The sequence below is a fragment of the Kitasatospora cineracea genome (genome assembly GCF_003751605.1).
Classification (GTDB): Bacteria; Actinomycetota; Actinomycetes; order Streptomycetales; family Streptomycetaceae; genus Kitasatospora; species Kitasatospora cineracea.
In genome coordinates this window covers 3,544,706-3,561,994 of sequence record NZ_RJVJ01000001.1, presented here as the reverse complement: position 1 = coordinate 3,561,994, position 17,289 = coordinate 3,544,706, and the positions used below count along the sequence as shown (strand labels likewise).

The following is a 17,289-nucleotide window of genomic DNA, read 5'->3' as shown; positions in this document are numbered from 1 at the left end:
GGTGGGCGCAATTCCCGGTTCAGCCCGCGGAGAGCTCGAACCAGGTGGTCTTCCCGTCCGCCCGCAGCTGCACGCCCCAGTCGTCCGCCAGCGCCTCCACCAGCAGCAGGCCGCGCCCCGAGGTGGCCGTCTCGGAGGCGGCGCGCCGGTTGGGCACCTGGCCGCCCGCGGCGTCCTGCACCTCGACCCGCAGCCGCGAGCCGCCGGTCAGCACCGCGTCGAACACCGCGCCCCGGCCGGTGTGCACCAGCGCGTTGGTGACCAGTTCGGAGGCGAGCAGCTCGGCGGTGTCGGACAGCTCCGCCGGGAGGCCCCAGTGGTCGAGTGCCGCCCGCAGCCGCCGGCGCACCGCCCCCACCGCCGGCAGGTCCGCCGCGTCCAGCGCGGCGTGCAGCCGGCGGTGCAGTGCGCACCCGGGCTGGTGTGCCGCCGGCGTCTGCGCCACCGGCCCCCGGTGCTCGGCCCCCTCCCGCCACGTGGCCGACCGCTGTCGCGGAAACCTCGCCTGACCGTCCATCAACCTCGTACGCCCCCGGGGTAGTTCCGAACGGCCGCCGCCCGCTCCCCCGCCGGGCCGGCTGCCCCTTCTCGTTCCTCCTCTTGCCCACTCAGCCCTCGAAAAACCCTCCGGGGCCCGTCGACGGCCCCTCGACCGGGCCCGCGGGTCCGTCGCCCGTGTGCCCAGGGTGTCGGCGGTGCTAAGTTTGAACGACGTTCTAACATCTGTACCGACCATCCCTCCGCGACCCCCGCAAAGCGAGGCACCGTGCGACTGACCCCCACTGAACGGGACCGGCTGCTGATCTTCACCGCGGCCGAACTGGCCCGCGCCCGGCGGGCCCGGGGCGTGCGGCTGAACGTCCCCGAGGCGACGGCCCTGATCGCCGACACCGTCTGCGAGGCGGCCCGCGACGGCCGCCGGCTGGCCGAGGCGATCGAGGCCGGCCGCACCGTGCTGGGCGCCGGGGACGTGCTGCCGGGCGTCCCGGACGTGGTCACGGTGGTGCAGGTGGAGGCGGTGTTCGAGGACGGGACGCGGCTGGCCGTGGTCACCGACCCGTTCCGCGGCGCGGGCTCGCTCGGCGAGGGCGCCCCGGGCGCGGCGCTGCCCGGCACCGGGGCGGGCTACGACCCGGTGGAGGAGACCCTGCGGCTGCCGGTGCACAACACCGCCTCGGTGCCGATCTCGGTCACCTCGCACTTCCACTTCTTCGAGTCCAACCCGCGCCTGGCCTTCGACCGGGCCGCCGCGTACGGCACCCACCTCGCGGTGCCGGCCGGCTCCTCGGTGCGCTTCGACCCGGGCGCGACGGTCGAGGTCGGCCTGGTCCCGATCGGCGGGGCCCGGGTCGCGATCGGCTTCGCCGGGCTGGTGGACGGCCCGCTGGACGCGCCGGGAGCGAAGGACGCGGCGCTGGCCAAGGCCCGGGCGACCGGCTACCTGACCGAGTTCGACGACGCCGGGCCGACCCGGTGACCGCCCCCGCGACCCCCCGGAAGGACCTTGCATGAGCGCCATCACCCCGCACGACTACATCTCGGTGCACGGCCCGCGCGCGGGCGACCGGGTCCGGCTCGGCGACTCCGGGCTGATCGTCCGGGTCGAGTCCGACTCGCAGGCCCCCGGCGACGAGTTCCTGGCCGGGTTCGGCAAGACCGCCCGGGACGGCCTGCACCTGAAGCCCGCCGCCGTCCGGGAGACCTGCGACGTGGTGGTCTCCAACGTGCTGGTGATCGACGCGGTGCAGGGCATCCGGAAGACCTCGATCGGCATCCGGGAAGGCCGGATCACCTCGATCGGCCGGGCCGGCAACCCGGACACCCTGGACGGGGTCGAGGTGGTGGTCGGCACCGGCACCACCATCGTCTCCGGCGAGGGCCTGATCGCCACCGCCGGCGCCGTCGACACCCACGTGCACCTGCTCTCGCCGCGCATCATGGAGGCCTCGCTGGCCTCCGGCGTGACCACGATCATCGGCCAGGAGTTCGGCCCGGTCTGGGGCGTCGGCGTCAACTCGCCCTGGGCGCTGCGGCACGCGTTCAACGCCTTCGACGCCTGGCCGGTCAACATCGGCTTCCTGGGGCGCGGCTCGTCCTCCGACCCGGCGCCGCTGGTGGAGGCGCTGGCCGAGGGCGGCGCCTCCGGCTTCAAGGTGCACGAGGACATGGGCGCGCACACCCGGGCGCTGGACACCGCGCTGCGGGTCGCCGAGGAGTACGACGTCCAGGTCGCCCTGCACACCGACGGGTTGAACGAGTGCCTGTCCGTCGAGGACACCCTCGCCGTCCTGGAGGGCCGCACCATCCACGCCTTCCACATCGAGGGCTGCGGCGGCGGCCACGTGCCGAACGTGCTGAAGATGGCGGGCGTGGAGAACGTCATCGGCTCCTCCACCAACCCCACCCTCCCGTTCGGCCGGGACGCGCTGGGCGAGCACTACGACATGATCGTCTCCGCCCACGACCTCAAGCCCGACCTGCCCGGCGACGCCGCGATGGCCCGCGACCGGATCCGGGCCGGGACGATGGGCGCCGAGGACGTGCTGCACGACCTGGGCGTCATCGGCATCACCTCCTCCGACGCCCAGGGCATGGGCCGGGCCGGCGAGACCGTCCGCCGCACCTTCGCGATGGCCGGGAAGATGAAGGCCGAACTCGGCCCGCTCGACGGCACCGGCTCGTACGGGACCGCCGAGGGCGGCGACGACAACGAGCGGGTGCTGCGCTACATCGCCAAACTCACCATCAACCCGGCGATCGCGCACGGCCTCTCGCACGAGATCGGGTCGATCGAGGTCGGCAAGCTCGCCGACCTGGTGCTGTGGCGCCCCGACCACTTCGGCGCCAAGCCGCAACTCGTCCTCAAGGCCGGCTTCCCCGCCTACGGCGTGGTCGGCGACCCGAACGCCTCCACCGACCGCTGCGAACCCCTCGTCCTGGGCCCGCAGTTCGGCGCGCACGGGGCCACCGCCGCCGACCTCTCGGTGGCCTTCGTCGCCCAGGCCGCCGCCGACTCCGCCTACCTGGACGTGGCCGGCGACCAACTCCCCACCCGCCGGCGCCGGGTGGGCGTGCGCGGCACCCGCGGCATCGGCCCCCGCTCGATGCTCCGCAACGGCCGGACCGGCCGGGTCGACGTCTCCGCCACCGGCCTGGTCTCGCTCGACGGCGAGCCGCTGCGCTCGGCACCCGCCGACTCGGTCTCGCTCAGCCGCCTCTACTTCCTCTGAACAACCCTCCCCCGCATAGGACTTGACCCCATGAGCAACTCCCCCACCCCCGCCGAGCTCGGCTTCAAGATGCCCGCCGAGTGGCACCCGCACCAGCGCACCTGGATGGCCTTCCCCACCCCGAACCCCACCTTCGACGGCCCCGAACAGCTCGACGCGGCCCGCCGCGCCTGGGCGGAGGTCGCCGACACCGTCGTCCGGTACGAGCCGGTCACCGTGGTGGTCAACACCGGCGAGAGCGAGGAAGCCCGCCGCTACCTCGCCGCCGAGGTGGAGATCGTCGAACGGCCGCTGAACGACGCCTGGATGCGCGACATCGGCCCGTCCTTCCTGATCGACGGCAACGGCGAACTCGCCGCCGCCGACTGGGTGTTCAACGGCTGGGGCGCCCAGTCCTGGGCCCGCTGGGACAAGGACCAGGACATCGCCGAACACGTCACCGACCTGACCGGCGCGCGCCGCTTCGCCTCCCGGCTGATCAACGAGGGCGGCGGCATCCACGTCGACGGCGAGGGCACCGTCCTGGTCACCGACACCGTGCAGCTCGGCGAGGGCCGCAACGCCGACTGGACCCGCGAACAGGTCGAAGCCGAACTCCACGCCCACCTCGGCACCACCAAGGCGATCTGGCTGCCGCGCGGACTCACCCGCGACTACGACGAGTTCGGCACCCGCGGCCACATCGACATCGTCGCCGCCTTCGTCCGCCCCGGCACCGTGGTCGTCCACTCCCAGCCCGACCCGGCCCACCCCGACCACGCCGTCTGCCAGGAGCTCGCCGACCTCCTGCGCACCGCCACCGACGCCCGCGGCCGCACCCTCGAAGTGATCGAACTCCCGGCCCCCACCGTCCTGTTCGACGAGGACGGCGAACCCGTCGACTACTCCTACATCAACCACTACGTGGCCAACGGCGCCGTCGTCCTCTGCGCCTTCGACGACCCGCGCGACGAACAGGCCAAGGCGATCCTGGAGAAGGCCTACCCCGGCCGCACCGTCGAACTGGTCGACGCCCGCGAGATCTTCGCCAACGGCGGCGGCATCCACTGCATCACCCAGCAGCAGCCCCGGCCCTGATCCCGCTCACCACCGCGTCACCACCGCGGGCCGGAACCCACCTCCGCAGAGGGGGAGTTCCGGCCCGCGGCCGTTCCCGGCGACGGGTCGAGGGCGGCCTGCGCCTCCTCGTGGCGGCGCTCGCGGCGGCGGCGTTCGGCCATCGCGGCGACGGTGCCGGTCAGAAAGGCGTCCCAGCAGTCCTGTTCGGCGGTCGGGGGGCGGCCCGTGCCGGTGGTGCAGCGCGGGCACCGGCGGCACGGGCGGTAGTGGTGCTCGGGGCCGCCCGGGGGCGGGCCGGGCTGCGGCTGGTCGGCGGTCACTGCTCCTCCTCGATCTGGGCCCAGATGACGGTCTGTCCGTCGGCGGTGACCGAGCCCCAGCGGTCGGCGGTGCGCAGCGCCTGGAGCAGTTCGCTCCAGGTCGGGGCGTCGTCGGGTGGGCAGGGGATGCTGATCCTGGTGCTGCCGACGGCGAACCGCACGTCGGCCCGCGCGCCCGAGGCCCGTTCGATCGCCGTCCGCAGGTCGGACGCACGCGTGCTGATCTGCACCACTCCCCCAGAGTACATATAGGGCTAGACTCTACACGTAGAGTAGTGCCCCACCGGATACTGTGTCACCGATCGGCGGACCACACACCTCTCGGAGGAACGTCCCATGACCGGTAGCGGGCCCTCCGCGTATCTCCAGGTGGCTGAGCGGATCCGCGAGCGGATCGCCTCCGGCGAGTACCCGCCGGGCAGTCAACTCCCGTCCCTGGCCGAGATCCGGGCGCAGTACGGCTTCTCGCACGGCGTCGGCCAGTCCGCGTACCGGCTGCTGGAGCAGGAGGGCGTGGTGCTCGCCCGGCAGGGGCGCGGCTACTTCGTCCGGCCGCAGGAACCCCGCCCCACCCTGGTCCGCCGCGGCGGCGCGGCCGGCGCCGTCGGACCTGACACCGTCGGCCTCGCCCAGCAGGGCGTCACCCCCACCTGGCGCAGCCACTCCACCACCGAGGCCGCGAGCAAGGAGATCGCCGGGCGCCTCGGCATCGAGCCCGGCGACCCGGTGATGCACACCTCGTACGTCTACCTGGTCAACGGCGACCCCGGGTACCTCGCCGAGTCCTGGGAGACGATGGCCGTCACCGGCCAGGCCCTGATCGTGCTGCCCGAGGCCGGACCGTACGGCGGGATCGGCGTCGCCGCGCGGATGGCCGTCATCGGCATCGACGTCGGCGAACCCGTCGAGGAGGTCACCGCCCGCGGCCTCAACCGGGCCGAGGCGCAGACCTTCACCACGCTCCCCGGCGCGCCCGCCCTCGTCATCCGCCGCACCCACTACGACCGGGCCACCGGCCGGCCCGTCGAGACCGCCGACTTCGTCCTGCCCGGCGAGCACTGGTCCACCCGGTACGGCCGCCCGCCCGGCGACTGAACCGGACCGCCGGGCCGCCCGTCGCCCGCTGCGCACCGCCCCGTCCGGGCGGGCGGGCGGCGGAGGGGCGCGGTGTGATGGACCCATGACCCCGGAGAACCTGGACGACCTCACCGCCGAACTCCTCCGCCTCGCCCCCGGCCTCGACCCGGCCCGGGCCGCCGCCCTGCTCCGCCGCGCCTACCGCGCCGGACTCGCCGACGGCCGCCGGGAGACCACCGAGAGCCGCGAGCACGGCGGCTGGTGAACCCCGCGCCCGGCCCGTGCGGGAGACTTCCCGTACGGGGAGGAGAACCGGACCTCCCCGCCCGGGAGCCGGAACCGGACCCCGCACAGCACCACACCGAGGAGTACGGATGGCGCCCCGCACCCGCCGCCCGGCGCGCCCCCGCGAAGAGGTCTACGCCGCCGCCCGCGCCGCGATCGCCGAACACGGCCTCGCCCGGCTCACCATGGCCGGCCTCGGCGAACAGCTCGGCATGAGCGCCGGCCACCTCCTCTACTACTTCGGCAGCAAGGACCAGCTCCTGCTGGAGACCCTCCGCTGGAGCGAGGCCCAGCTCGGCGAGCGCCGCAGCCGCGAACTCGCCCGCCGCGAGGTCCCCGTCCTCGACCGGCTCGACCGCTACCTCGAGCTCTACCTCCCCGAGGGCCCCGGCGACCCCCGGTGGATCCTGTGGATCGAGGTGTGGAGCCGCTCCCCCGGCACCGCGGAGCTCCGCCAGGGCCAGCTCGACATCGAGACCCCCTGGCAGGACGACCTCACCGCGCTCCTCGCCGAGGGCCGCGCCACCGGCCTCCTCCCGGCCGCCGGCACCACCCCCGCCCGCGCCGCCCAACTGCGCGCCCTGCTCGACGGCCTCGCCATCCCGCTCGCCATCGGCCTGCCCGCCACCACCCGCGAGGACGCCCTCGCCCAGGCCGGCTCCGCCGCGCGCGCCCTGCTGGGGCTGCCCGCGTAACGGCAGCCGTCCGCCGGGCCCGCCTTACTCCGTCCAGTCGCTCCGTCCAGTCACCCCGTCCGGTCACCCCGTCCGGTCACTCCGTCCAGACCGCGGCCGCGGTGCGGTCGTCCGCGTAGCCCTTGGCGCGGACCTGGATCTGGCGGAGGAAGTCGACGGTGCCCGGCGGGTGCGGGTGGGCCCAGTGGCTGGAGAGGAAGTGCGCCACGGCGGGCTCCTCGGCGATCGGGGCGGCCAGGCCCGGGGTGCACAGCAGCAGGATGTCGCCGGAGGTCGCCGGGACCAAGCGGAAGCGGAACGGCCGGGGCGCGGGCATCGAGGCCGGCGGGAGCGGGGGCTGCCCGTCCGGGTGGTGCAGCAGCCGCGCGGCGTAGGCGTCGATCCAGTGCCCGGAGCGCAGCAGGTACAGCCCGCCGGGGCCGGTGCCGAACGCGGCCCGGTGGGTCGCCGCCGGGTCCGCGGACATCAGCAGGCAGTGCAGCGAGGCGGTCTCCTCGGGCGGCAGGCCGGCCGGCCCGTCCCCGTCCCCGTCCTGGGCGGCCTGCTCCGCGGCACTGCGCAGCTGCACCGCCGCCTGGAGGGCGATCCGCTGCAGCCCGTAGCGCAGCCGGTCGCGGGCCCCGGCCCGCAGGTCGGCGGCGAGTTCGGCCCGGCTGCGGCCGATCGCGGCAGCCAACTGCCGGGCCGCCTCGGCCGCCGCGGCCGACCCCCACTGGGCGTTGGCCCGGCGCGCGGGCGCGGCCAGCACCGCGAGCACCAGCGCCTCCTCGCCCTCGCCGAACCGGACGGTGAGCAGCGCGTCGGTGCGCGGCTCGCCCCGGTAGCGGGCCGAATCCCCGCGGATCGACACCGCCCGCAGCGTGGTCCCCGCGAACCCGGCGCCGTCGATCGCGGTGTCGGGCACCAGCGCCGCCAGCCCGGCCGGATCGGCGGCGGGCAGGCTGGTCGGCTCCGGCGCGTACGTCGGGGGCCGCTCCCCCACGTGCGGCACGGCCGGCGCCTGCGGACGCCCCGACCAGGGCGCGGCCCGGTCCGGCGGCGGGGCCCCCACCACGACCGTCGGCGCGGGGGCGGGGGCGGGGGCGGGGGTCGGAGCGGAGGCGGGAGCGGGGGTCGGCTCCGGTGTCGGCACGGGGGCGGGTTCGGTCACCGCTTCGGGTTCGGGCTCGGGCGAGGACTCCGGCTCGGGTTCGGGCGAGGGCTCCGGCTCCGGTTCGGGCTCGGGTGAGGGCTCCGGCGGGGCCGTCGGAAGGTCCGTCAGCGTCGGGGTCGGGGCGGCCGGTTCCTTCGAGAGGTTCGGCTGGAGCTCGGGCCAGGCGGCCTCGGCCCAGCTGCGCGGCGTCGGCCCCGGCTGCGGTTCGACCGCCGCCTCCGCCTCCGCCACCTCCGCCGTCTCCGCCGCAGCGGCCGCGCGCTCCGGTTCCGGCGCCCCCGATCCCGGCGCCTCGGGTTCCGGCGCCGGGGCCTCCGGTTCGGGGCGGCGCTGCGGGGCGATCAGTCCGGCGGCGGTGGTGAACCAGTCGTCGACGGTGCCGGTGTCGGCGCCGGCGTCCGCGGCGGGGGTGTCGGGGAGGGTGCCGGCGGGGCCCGCGTAGACGGTGTGCCACCAGGCGTCGTCGGGACGGGGCTGCCTGGGCGGGCCCTGCTCGTTCAACTGACCGCTCCTGATCCGTGAGGGGGCCGGACGTCACGTCATTCTTCCGAAGGACAACGACGGTGTCCGGGATTCGAAACATCGCGCGGACGTCCGGGGAGGGGTTCCGGCCACGGGTGGCGCGGCGGTGGCGACGGGGCGACGGTACGGGGTCAAACGGGTTCCAACAGGGGCTTCGGGGATGGGGTGGCGGGGCGTTCGTCCGGAAAATGAGAGCCCAAGGGGGGCATCGCTTCACCCGATCGGCTGATTAATATGTGCGCATGGCCGCGCCAGGATCTCGTACCCGCCCCGGAGGGCCCGCAGTCGCGGTGCTCCGTCCGGTGGCGGTGCTGTGGTCCCTGCTGCTGGCCGCGCTGCTCGCGCTGCTGCCCTGCGCGGCGACCGCCGCGAGCGCCCGGCCGCTGAGCTCCCCGCCGGCCGGCCAGGAGGCCCACGGCGCGTCCGCGCCGCAGCGGACGGCGCCCGGTACGGACCGGGCCGCCGGGGCATCCCGGACGGCGGCCCCGGTGCGGGCGGGTGCGACGGCGTCGCACCACGGGCCGGCGACGGTGCTGCCGGTCGCGGCCGGGGAGGCGCCCGGCGCGGCGTTCATCCTGTGCACCGCGGACAACCCCGGTCCGGTGCCCGGCCACGGCTGCTCCAGCCACCCCTTCTGCGGCCCGGAGTCGCACCTGCCGAACGCGCCGCCGGAGCCCGGCACGGCCGTCCGACCGCGCCTGGTCGCCCCGCCGGTGACGCCCGCCGCTTCGGCCTGCGGCGCACCGACCGGGTCGCACCACGCGCCCGACCTGCACGTCCTGCAGGTTCACCGGTCCTGAGCGGAACCCACCGCCGACCGACGCCCCGCCGCGCGGGGAGGTCGGCGGCTCCGCTGCCCCCACCCCACCGCAGACCGCCGTGCCAGCCACGGCGGGGACAAGGAAGACATCCATGGGTTCCGCCTCCAAGCAGTCCAACCCCACCGGCAAGCAGCCCAAGCCGGGCAGCAAGGCCGCCCAGCAGGCCGACCGCCGGGCCCGGATCGCCGAGCTGCGCGCCGTCGAGCAGCGCCGCGAGCGCCGCAACAAGACGATCACCATCGGCATCTCGTCCGTCCTGCTGCTCGCCATGATCGGCGGCGGCAGCTGGCTGGTGATGGACTCCAAGGACAAGAGCGACAAGAAGAAGGCGGCGGCCACCGCCGCGGCCGAGGCCGCGCAGAAGGCCAAGGACGACGCCTCGAAGGCCGACATCCCGGGCCTGCAGACCTTCGGCAAGCTCACCCAGAACCACGTCAAGACCGAGGTGAAGTACCCGCAGACCCCGCCGGTCGGCGGCGACCACGACCCGGTCTGGCAGACCTGCATGGGCAACGTCTACGACAAGCCGGTCCGCAACGAGAACGCCGTCCACTCGCTGGAGCACGGCGCGGTCTGGGTCACCTACAACGGCAAGGCCACCCCCGAGGACATCAAGACCCTCAGCGACAAGGTCAAGGCCACCCCGTACAGCCTGATGAGCCCGTACCCGGACGAGCCGGGCACCATCACGCTGACCGCGTGGAGCAACCAGCTGGTGGTGGACTCCGCCAGCGACCCGCGGGTCGCGACCTTCTTCGCCAAGTTCGTGCAGGGCCCGCAGACCCTGGAGCAGGGCGCGAGCTGCAGCTCGGGGCAGATGTGACCGCGGCCCCCGCCGACGGCGGGCAGCCGGAGTTCGAGGAGCACGAGGGGTTCGAGGAGGAGCTGCCGGCCGCCCCGCGCGGGCGGCGGCGGTTCTGGTGGCCCGCCGCGCTCGCGGCCGTGGTCGCCCTGGGGCTCGGCGTGCCCGCGCTGGTCTCCGGCAGCACCCCGGCGTCCGGCAGCCCGACGGCCGCCGCCTCGGCCGCGCCGGCCACCGACTCGGCGGAGGCCGGGTTCGCCCGCGACATGGCCACGCACCACCAGCAGGCCATCGACATGTCGTTCATCATCCGGGACCGCACCCAGAGCGAGGAGGTGCGGGGCTTCGCGTTCGACATCATCAACACGCAGGCCAACCAGCGCGGCATGCTGATGGGCTTCCTCGACCAGTGGGGCCTGTCGCAGAGCACCACCGCCAAGCCGATGGCCTGGATGAACCACCCGTACGAGGCGCACGACGGCTCGCTGATGCCCGGCATGGCGACCAACACCGAGCTGGACAGGCTCCGTTCGCTCAGCGGCCAGGACGCCGAGGTGTACTACCTGCAGCTGATGATCAAGCACCACAAGGCGGGCGCCGAGATGGCCCAGGCGTACGTGGACGCGGGGCGCAACGCCCCGGAGAAGCGGCTCGCCCAGGGCATGGTCGACGCGCAGCACGCCGAGATCCAGCTGATGACGGACATGCTCGCCGAGCGCGGCGCGCAGCCGGCCGCCTGAGCCGGTGGGCACGAGGCACGACCGGCTGCCCGAGCCGGTGGGCACCGGGCCTGAACGGTCCGCCTGAACAGGTGGGCACCGGGCGCAGCCGACGCGCCGGAGGGCGCCGTCCCGGGGGAACCCGGGGGCGGCGCCCTCCGGCGTCGGGTCGGGCGGCTCAGCCCCTGCAGAGCCGGACCGCCAGCGCCGCGACCGCCGCGAGCAGCAGCAGGACGGCGCGGCCGCCCGCCGCCGCACCGGCCTGGTGGACGGCCAGCACCGGGAGCGCGGTGCCCAGCGCGGTGCCGAGGCTGCGCACCATGTTGACCAGCCCGCCGCCGACGGCCGAGCTCTGCGCGGGGATCGCCCGCATCACCAGGGCGTTGTTGGCGGGCAGCAGCAGCCCGAGGCCGTAGCCGGTGAGCAGCAGCGGCGCGGCCGTCGTCCACGGGCCGGGGGCGGGCAGCAGGGCCAGGGCGAGCAGTCCGGCGGCGGCGGTGAGCGCGCCGCAGCGGCAGCGGGCGGCGTCGCTCCAGCGGCCGGGCAGCAGCGCGCCGCCGACGGTGGCGGCGAGGGCGAACGCGGCGGGCAGCGCGGTGATCGCGGCGCCCGCGGCGGTGGCGGTGGTGCCGCGTCCGGCCAGCACGACGGGTTCCAGCACCAGCGGGCAGAACAGCAGCAGGTAGCCGACCAGGGCGACCAGCAGGCCGGCCCGGATGCCGGGGGTGTTGACCAGTCCGGGCGGGATGATCGGCCGGTCGGCCCGGCGCTCCTGCCGGACCAGGGCGAACGTGGCGGCGGCGGCCGCGGCCAGCAGTCCGGCGACCGCCCAGCCGGGCAGCGGCAGGCCGGAGGCGGCCGAGAGGGCGAGCAGCAGCGCGGTGGAGGAGCCGGCCAGCAGCAGCAGTCCGGCCAGGTCGAAGCGGCCGTCGCGGTCCGGCGTCCGGGCCGGGCAGCGGCCGTCGGGGAAGGTGCGCGGCAGCAGGAACCAGCCCGCCAGCATGCCCAGCACGCCGATCGGCACGTTGACCCAGAACGCCCAGCGCCAGGACGCGTGCGCGACCAGCAGCCCGCCGAGGGTCGGGCCGAGCGCCAGGCCGAGCGCCTGGGCGGCGGCCTGCACGCCGAGCGCGGTGCGCATCGCCCGTTCGGGTACGCCGCGGGCCACCAGGGCGACGCTGTTGGCCTGCATCATCGCGCCGCCGACGGCCTGCACGGCCCGGCAAGCCACCAGGACCGCCAGGTTCCCGGCCAGCCCGGCGCCCAGCGAGGCCAGCGCGAACACCGCGAACCCGCCCAGGTACATCGTCTTCCGGCCGACCAGGTCCGACAGCCGCCCGACCGGGGCGAGCAGCGCGACCAGCACCAGCAGGTACGCCAGCGAGACCCACTCGACGGCGGCGAACGAGGCGTCGAAGTGGTCTTCCAGCGCGGGGAAGACCAACGAGGTGACGCTGGCGGTGAGTTGGCCCAGGAACGCGCCCAGGCAGACGGTGCCGACCGCCAGCCAGTGCGCGTGCGGCCAGCGCGCGACGGCCCGGGGGCGGGGGCGTTCGGCCAGTTGCAGGGTGTCGAGCAGCCGGGAGGCGACCGCGGGTTCAGCCATGAGGCGAACATATCTGTTTCCGACATAATCGCTCAAGGAGCGTTTCGGAACCCGACCGATCCGCCCGCCACTCTTCCCCCGCCCTTCCCCTCGCCTTCCGCTCCCCTTGCCCCTCCCCCACCCGCCCCCTGCCCTTTTCCGCCCCCGCCTCGCCCCGCCTCGCCCCGCCCAGCACGGTGTTTCGGCCGGTCGACGGGTGGACACCCGGCGGCCCGCGGGTGGCCGGACGCTACGCTGTCCGCCATGTCTTCGCAGCCCCAGCCGCTCCCGCCGCCGACCGGACCCGCGGCCGCGGGCGCCGACACGCTCGCCGGGGCGCAGCAGCTCACCGACGTGATCACCCGCCTGCGCCGGGCGCTGCGGAGCTCCATCCGCTCCGAGTTCCCCTGGGAGGCGCTGCCGATGGCCCAGGTCGAACTGCTCCAGACCCTGGCCGCCTCCCCCCTGCGGGTCGGCGAACTGGCCGCCCGCCAGCGCCTCGCGCCCAACACCGTCAGCGGCCTCATCTCCAAACTGCTGGAGGCCGGCCTGGTCGACCGCCAGCCCGACCCGGGCGACCGCCGCACCGCCCGGATCGCCCTCACCGAGGCCGGCCACCAGCAACTGCGCGACTGGCAGAGCGCCCACGAACGCCGCCTCGCCACCGCCCTGGAGAGCCTCACCCCCACCGACCGCGATGCCGTCATGCGCGCCCTCCCCGGCCTCGACCGCCTCGCCCACTCCCTCGCGGGCACCGACCCGCTCCGCTGAGGCCCCGCTCCGCCGACGGCCCGACCCCTGCGTCAGGGGCGTCCACGGCGATGTCCGATTCCCGCCAGTCGGTGTTCCCGCGATCGCGCAGACTGGAAGGCGTGATCGACGACGAGACCAGGTACCGGGCCGTGGACAGCCGGGACGCCCGCTTCGACGGAGTGTTCTTCACGGCGGTGCGGACCACCGGCATCTACTGCCGTCCGAGCTGCCCGGCCACCACCCCCAAGCGCACCAACTGCACCTTCTACCCGACCGCGGCCGCCGCCCAGGGCGCCGGCTACCGGGCCTGTCGGCGCTGCCGGCCGGACTCGGTGCCCGGCTCGCCCGAGTGGAACCACCGGGCCGACCTGGTCGGCCGCGCCGTGCGGCTGATCGGGGACGGCGTGGTCGACCGGGAGGGCGTCGCCGGGCTGGCGTCCCGGCTCGGCTACAGCTCCCGGCAGTTGCAGCGGCAGCTGACCGCCGAGCTCGGCGCGGGCCCGCTCGCGCTGGCCCGGGCGCAGCGCGCGCAGACCGCCCGGCTGCTCCTGCAGACCACCGAACTGCCGGTCACCGACGTGGCGTTCGCGGCCGGCTTCGCCTCCGTCCGGCAGTTCAACGACACCATCCGCGAGGTGTACGACCGCACCCCGTCCACGCTGCGCACCGAGCACGGCGGCCACCGCCGCACCCCGGCCGGCGGCGGCACGCTCGGCCTGCGGCTGGCCTACCGGGGCGCGATCGACACCGGCCACCTGCTGGACTTCCTCGGCCTGCGGGCCGTCCCGGGCGTCGAGGAGGTCGTCCCCGGCCCGCGCCCCGGCACCCGCAGCTACCGGCGCACCCTGTCCCTCCCGTACGGGCACGGCCTGGCCGAGGTGGACGGGCTCGCCCCCGGCGACCCGCCGGACCGGGGCTGGCTGGACTGCCGGCTGACCCTCACCGACCTGCGCGACCTGACCACGGCCGTGCACCGGCTGCGCGCCCTGTTCGACCTGGACGCCGACCCGGACGCGGTGGACGCCCGGCTGGCCGCCGACCCGCTGCTGGCCCCGCTGGCCGCCGCCCGGCCCGGGCTGCGCTCGCCCGGCCACGTCGACCCGCACGAGCTCGCCGTCCGGGCGGTCCTCGGCCAGCAGGTCACGGTGGCCGCCGCCCGCACCCTCGCCGGCCGGCTCGCCGAGCGCTACGGCAGCGCGCTGCCGGCCGCCGACGGCGGGTTGCGCCTGCTGTTCCCGACCGCCGCCGCGCTGGCCGCCGCCGACCCGGAGCACCTGGCGATGCCGCAGTCCCGCCGCCGGGCCCTGCTCGGGCTGTGCACGGCGCTCGCCGACGGCACCGTCCGGCTCGACCCCGGCGTCGACCGCGAGCAGGCCGCCGCCGAACTGCTCGCCCTGCCCGGCATCGGCCCGTGGACGGTCGGCTACCTGCGGATGCGCGCCCTGGCCGACCCGGACGTGTTCCTGCCCACCGACATCGGCGTCCGCGACGGCCTGCGCGCCCTCGGCGCGGACGGCGACCCGCGCTCCGCCGCCGAACGCTCCGCCCGCTGGGCGCCCTGGCGCTCCTACGCCCTGCACCACCTGTGGTCGGCCGCGGCCGAACGCCACGCCGCCACCCCCCGTACCCGCAAGACCCGCGAGGACCAGTCATGACCACCGCACCCGCCACGCCCGCCACCACGCCCACCACCGTGTTCACCACCATGGACAGCCCGCTCGGCACCCTGCTGCTCAGCGGTCCCCTGGACGCCGACGGCCGCTTCGCGCTGGCCGCCGTCACCGCCCCCGGCCAGAAGGGCGCCCTCGCCGAGCCCGCCGCCCACTGGCGGCCCGACGCCGACGCCCTCGCCCCCGCCGTCGAGCAGCTCACCGCCTACTTCGCCGGCGAGCGCACCGCCTTCGACCTGCCGCTGGCCCCCGTCGGCACCGCCTTCCGGCAGCAGGTCTGGGACGCCCTGGACGACATCCCGTACGGCGCCACCCTCACCTACGGCCAACTCGCCGACGCCGCGGGCCAGTCCCCGCGCGCGGTGCGCGCCGTCGGCGGCGCGGTCGGCGCCAACCCGCTGCTGATCGTCCGCCCCTGCCACCGCGTGATGGGCGCCAACGGCAGCCTCACCGGCTTCGCCGCGGGCATCGACGCCAAGCGCTGGCTGCTGGCCCACGAGAGCGGCGACCGGCTGTTCTGACGGACCGTCAACTCCCTTCCGCGGCGGGCTGGGAAGCGTCGGGCGGGGAGGCTTCGGGCTGGGAGGCGGCGGGCGGGGAGGCTTCGGGCGGCAGGGACTCCAGCCGCCGGGCCAGCCGGGCGGTGTCGGGGGCGGCGAGCCGCTGGTACGCCCGGTGCGCGGTGTCGAACAGCTCCCGGGCAGCCGCCGAGTCGCCTTGGGCGAGGGCCAGTTCGCCGAGTCCCTCGTCGGTGCGGGCCTGCCAGTGTGCGGATCCGGCCGCCACGAACCCGGCCCGGGCCGCCTCCAGGTCCGCCCGGGCCTCCTCGTACCGGCCGGCCAGCAGGTGCGCCCGGGCCCGGACCGCCCGGGCTCGGGATACCTCGTACGGGTCGTCGGCGGCGGTCAGGTCGGCGACGGCCGCGGACAGGTGGCGGACGGCCCCGGCCTCGTCGGCCGCGTCCACCGCCACCTCGCCCAGCGCGATCCGGACCAGGCCGACGCCGCGCCGGTAGCCGAGCGACTCGCGCAGATGCAGCGCGGCCTCGAACTGGGCACGTGCGGAGTCGAGTTCGCCGAGGATGCGGTGCGCGTGCCCGAGCCCGGTCCAGGACTGCGCCTCGGCCAGCACGTCGCCGTTGGCGCGGGACACCTCCAGGGCCCGGGCGTACCAGTCGGCGGACTCCCGGATCCGGCCGGCGCTGCGCAGCCCCTGCCCGCCGGAGGTCAGCATCCACTGCTCCGCGATCCGGTCCCCGCTCTTCCTGGCCGCGTCCAGCCCCAGCGCGTGGGCCTCCAGTTGGAGGGCGTGCGGGCGGAGCCGGATGAACATCGGCTGCATCGCGTCCGCCAACTGCCAGACCAGCCCGTACCGGCGGTTCCGCGAACCGTCGCGGAGTACTGCGGCGAGTTGGTCGCGCTCCCGCTCGAACCAGTCGAGTGCCTCCGACTCCTCTGCGAACTCCGGTGCGTGCAGCGGTGGTTGGAGGTAGTCGCGGGGCAGGAGGCGGTGGCTCGGCATGACCAGGGCCTCGGCGGCGGTCGCCGCGGCCAGGTAGTGCTCGGCGACCCGGCGGACGGCTGCCCCGCCCTGCTCCGGCGGCTCCTCGGCAGTGCCGCGCTCCCGGGCGTGCAGCCGGACCAGGTCGTGGAAGCGGTAGCGGCCCGCGGCGCGCTCCTCCAGCAGGTGCACCCCGGCCAGTGCGTCGAGCAGGCAGTCGGCCCCGTCCCGGGAGAGCTCGCCGGCCGCACCGGTCGCCTCGGGGGTGAACTCCGGCACCGGTAGCAGGCCGAGCAGTCGGTACAGCCGCGCGGCGGCCGGTTCCAGCGCGCGGTAGGAGGCGTCCAGCACGCCGCGTACGGCGGCCTCACCGTCCAGCCGCAGGGCGGTCAGCCGGTCGCCCTCCCGGCGCAGCGCCTCGGCGGTCGCGGCCAGCGGCTGCTGCGGGCGGGCCGCCATCCGGGCCCCGGCCACGCAGATCGCCAGCGGCAGCCCCGCGCAGCGGGTGACCACCTGGTCGGCGGCCGACCGCTCGGCGGCGATCCGCTCCGCCCCGACCTGCTGGGCGAGGATGGCGTTCGCGGCGTCCGGCCCGACCAGGCCGACGGTGAGGAACTCGGCGCCGTCCATGGCGAGTCCGGTGAGCCGGGTGCGGCTGGTCACCAGCGTCACCGCGGCGGCAGCCGTCGGCAGCAGCGGCCGGACCTGGGCGGCGCCGACCGCGCTGTCGAGCAGGACGGCGATCCGCATCCGGGCGGTGGCGGAGCGCCACAGTGCGCTGGCCTCGGCGAGTTCGGCGGGCACCGCGGTGTGGCCCAGGGCGCGCAGGAACCGGCCGAGCGCCTCGATCGGATCGGCCGGGTCGCCGTAGGAGTGGCCGCGCAGGTCGGCGTAGAAGGCGCCGTCCGGGAAGCGGTCGCGGTGCGCGCGCAGCCAGTTGACGGCCAGGGCGCTCTTGCCGACGCCGGCCGGCCCGTTGAGGACCAGGAGCGAACCGGCGGGCCGGTCGGCGCCCAACGCCCTTTCCAGCGCGGCCAGTTCACTCCGTCGGCCGGGGAGGTGCGCAGGGGCGGGTGGAAGCTGATGGGGCACTGGAAG

18 protein-coding genes are annotated in these 17,289 nt (G+C 75.9%); 12 read left to right on the top strand and 6 right to left on the bottom strand.

Annotated elements, in window-relative coordinates; all coding sequences use genetic code 11:
• Nucleotides 1-19: 19 nt before the first annotated feature.
• Nucleotides 20-445 (bottom strand): ATP-binding protein, encoded by a 426-nt coding sequence (locus EDD39_RS16180; RefSeq protein ID WP_232794953.1) that lies wholly within the window; start codon nucleotides 443-445, stop codon nucleotides 20-22.
• Nucleotides 446-766: 321 nt separating this feature from the next.
• Here EDD39_RS16180 and ureA point away from each other — a divergent pair, with 321 nt between their 5' ends.
• From ureA to EDD39_RS16165, 3 genes are read left to right on the top strand one after another with little or no spacing between them, the layout of a single operon-like run.
• Nucleotides 767-1,477: an urease subunit gamma gene (gene ureA / locus EDD39_RS16175; protein ID WP_123556735.1), complete on the top strand. Its 711-nt coding sequence runs from the start codon at nucleotides 767-769 to the stop codon at nucleotides 1,475-1,477.
• Nucleotides 1,478-1,508: 31 nt separating this feature from the next.
• Nucleotides 1,509-3,230 carry an urease subunit alpha gene (locus EDD39_RS16170; protein WP_123556733.1) on the top strand — a complete coding sequence of 574 codons (1,722 nt, stop codon included), beginning with the start codon at nucleotides 1,509-1,511 and terminating at the stop codon, nucleotides 3,228-3,230.
• A 30-nt stretch (nucleotides 3,231-3,260) separates the two neighbouring features.
• The gene (locus EDD39_RS16165; RefSeq protein WP_123556731.1) at nucleotides 3,261-4,307 is read left to right on the top strand and encodes an agmatine deiminase family protein; all 1,047 of its coding nucleotides are present in this window, start codon (nucleotides 3,261-3,263) and stop codon (nucleotides 4,305-4,307) included.
• Nucleotides 4,308-4,324: 17 nt separating this feature from the next.
• Here the strand turns inward: EDD39_RS16165 and EDD39_RS16160 are convergent, their stop codons facing one another.
• The gene (locus tag EDD39_RS16160; protein ID WP_123556728.1) at nucleotides 4,325-4,609 is read right to left on the bottom strand and encodes a hypothetical protein; all 285 of its coding nucleotides are present in this window, start codon (nucleotides 4,607-4,609) and stop codon (nucleotides 4,325-4,327) included.
• Nucleotides 4,606-4,842, bottom strand: coding sequence for a hypothetical protein (locus tag EDD39_RS16155; protein ID WP_123818878.1), 237 nt, complete (start codon nucleotides 4,840-4,842; stop codon nucleotides 4,606-4,608). Before EDD39_RS16155 ends, EDD39_RS16160 begins: the two co-directional genes overlap by 4 nt.
• Before the next feature lie 103 nt (nucleotides 4,843-4,945).
• On the opposite strand from EDD39_RS16155, the gene EDD39_RS16150 reads away from it, so the two are divergent.
• From EDD39_RS16150 to EDD39_RS16145, 3 genes are all read left to right on the top strand, one after another.
• A complete protein-coding gene (locus tag EDD39_RS16150; protein WP_123556724.1) occupies nucleotides 4,946-5,704 on the top strand; it encodes a GntR family transcriptional regulator in 759 nt (252 codons plus the stop codon).
• 85 nt (nucleotides 5,705-5,789) lie between these two features.
• Nucleotides 5,790-5,951: a hypothetical protein gene (locus EDD39_RS39605; protein WP_157852334.1), complete on the top strand. Its 162-nt coding sequence runs from the start codon at nucleotides 5,790-5,792 to the stop codon at nucleotides 5,949-5,951.
• A 109-nt stretch (nucleotides 5,952-6,060) separates the two neighbouring features.
• The gene (locus EDD39_RS16145) at nucleotides 6,061-6,666 is read left to right on the top strand and encodes a TetR/AcrR family transcriptional regulator (protein WP_123556722.1); all 606 of its coding nucleotides are present in this window, start codon (nucleotides 6,061-6,063) and stop codon (nucleotides 6,664-6,666) included.
• 76 nt (nucleotides 6,667-6,742) lie between these two features.
• Here the strand turns inward: EDD39_RS16145 and EDD39_RS42070 are convergent, their stop codons facing one another.
• Nucleotides 6,743-8,320: a protein phosphatase 2C domain-containing protein gene (locus tag EDD39_RS42070; protein WP_123556720.1), complete on the bottom strand. Its 1,578-nt coding sequence runs from the start codon at nucleotides 8,318-8,320 to the stop codon at nucleotides 6,743-6,745.
• 263 nt (nucleotides 8,321-8,583) lie between these two features.
• On the opposite strand from EDD39_RS42070, the gene EDD39_RS16135 reads away from it, so the two are divergent.
• From EDD39_RS16135 to EDD39_RS16125, 3 genes are all read left to right on the top strand, one after another.
• Nucleotides 8,584-9,141: a hypothetical protein gene (locus EDD39_RS16135; RefSeq protein ID WP_148089455.1), complete on the top strand. Its 558-nt coding sequence runs from the start codon at nucleotides 8,584-8,586 to the stop codon at nucleotides 9,139-9,141.
• 112 nt (nucleotides 9,142-9,253) lie between these two features.
• Nucleotides 9,254-9,985 (top strand): DUF3105 domain-containing protein, encoded by a 732-nt coding sequence (locus EDD39_RS16130; protein WP_123556716.1) that lies wholly within the window; start codon nucleotides 9,254-9,256, stop codon nucleotides 9,983-9,985.
• Nucleotides 9,982-10,704: a DUF305 domain-containing protein gene (locus EDD39_RS16125; protein ID WP_425269691.1), complete on the top strand. Its 723-nt coding sequence runs from the start codon at nucleotides 9,982-9,984 to the stop codon at nucleotides 10,702-10,704. Before EDD39_RS16130 ends, EDD39_RS16125 begins: the two co-directional genes overlap by 4 nt.
• A 157-nt stretch (nucleotides 10,705-10,861) precedes the next feature.
• Here the strand turns inward: EDD39_RS16125 and EDD39_RS16120 are convergent, their stop codons facing one another.
• Nucleotides 10,862-12,289: an MFS transporter gene (locus EDD39_RS16120; RefSeq protein WP_123560495.1), complete on the bottom strand. Its 1,428-nt coding sequence runs from the start codon at nucleotides 12,287-12,289 to the stop codon at nucleotides 10,862-10,864.
• Between the two features lie 243 nt (nucleotides 12,290-12,532).
• Between EDD39_RS16120 and EDD39_RS16115 the strand changes: the two genes are divergently transcribed.
• From EDD39_RS16115 to EDD39_RS16105, 3 genes are read left to right on the top strand one after another with little or no spacing between them, the layout of a single operon-like run.
• The gene (locus EDD39_RS16115) at nucleotides 12,533-13,039 is read left to right on the top strand and encodes a MarR family winged helix-turn-helix transcriptional regulator (protein WP_123556714.1); all 507 of its coding nucleotides are present in this window, start codon (nucleotides 12,533-12,535) and stop codon (nucleotides 13,037-13,039) included.
• Between the two features lie 50 nt (nucleotides 13,040-13,089).
• Entirely contained in the window at nucleotides 13,090-14,676 is a 1,587-nt protein-coding gene (locus EDD39_RS16110; protein WP_279638385.1) for a DNA-3-methyladenine glycosylase 2 family protein, read from the top strand.
• Entirely contained in the window at nucleotides 14,673-15,212 is a 540-nt protein-coding gene (locus EDD39_RS16105) for a methylated-DNA--[protein]-cysteine S-methyltransferase (protein WP_123556710.1), read from the top strand. The genes EDD39_RS16110 and EDD39_RS16105 overlap by 4 nt, the downstream gene beginning before the upstream one ends.
• Before the next feature lie 7 nt (nucleotides 15,213-15,219).
• On the opposite strand, the gene EDD39_RS16100 is transcribed toward EDD39_RS16105, so the two are convergent.
• Nucleotides 15,220-17,208 (bottom strand): NB-ARC domain-containing protein, encoded by a 1,989-nt coding sequence (locus EDD39_RS16100; RefSeq protein ID WP_244256751.1) that lies wholly within the window; start codon nucleotides 17,206-17,208, stop codon nucleotides 15,220-15,222.
• Nucleotides 17,209-17,289 lie beyond the last annotated feature (81 nt).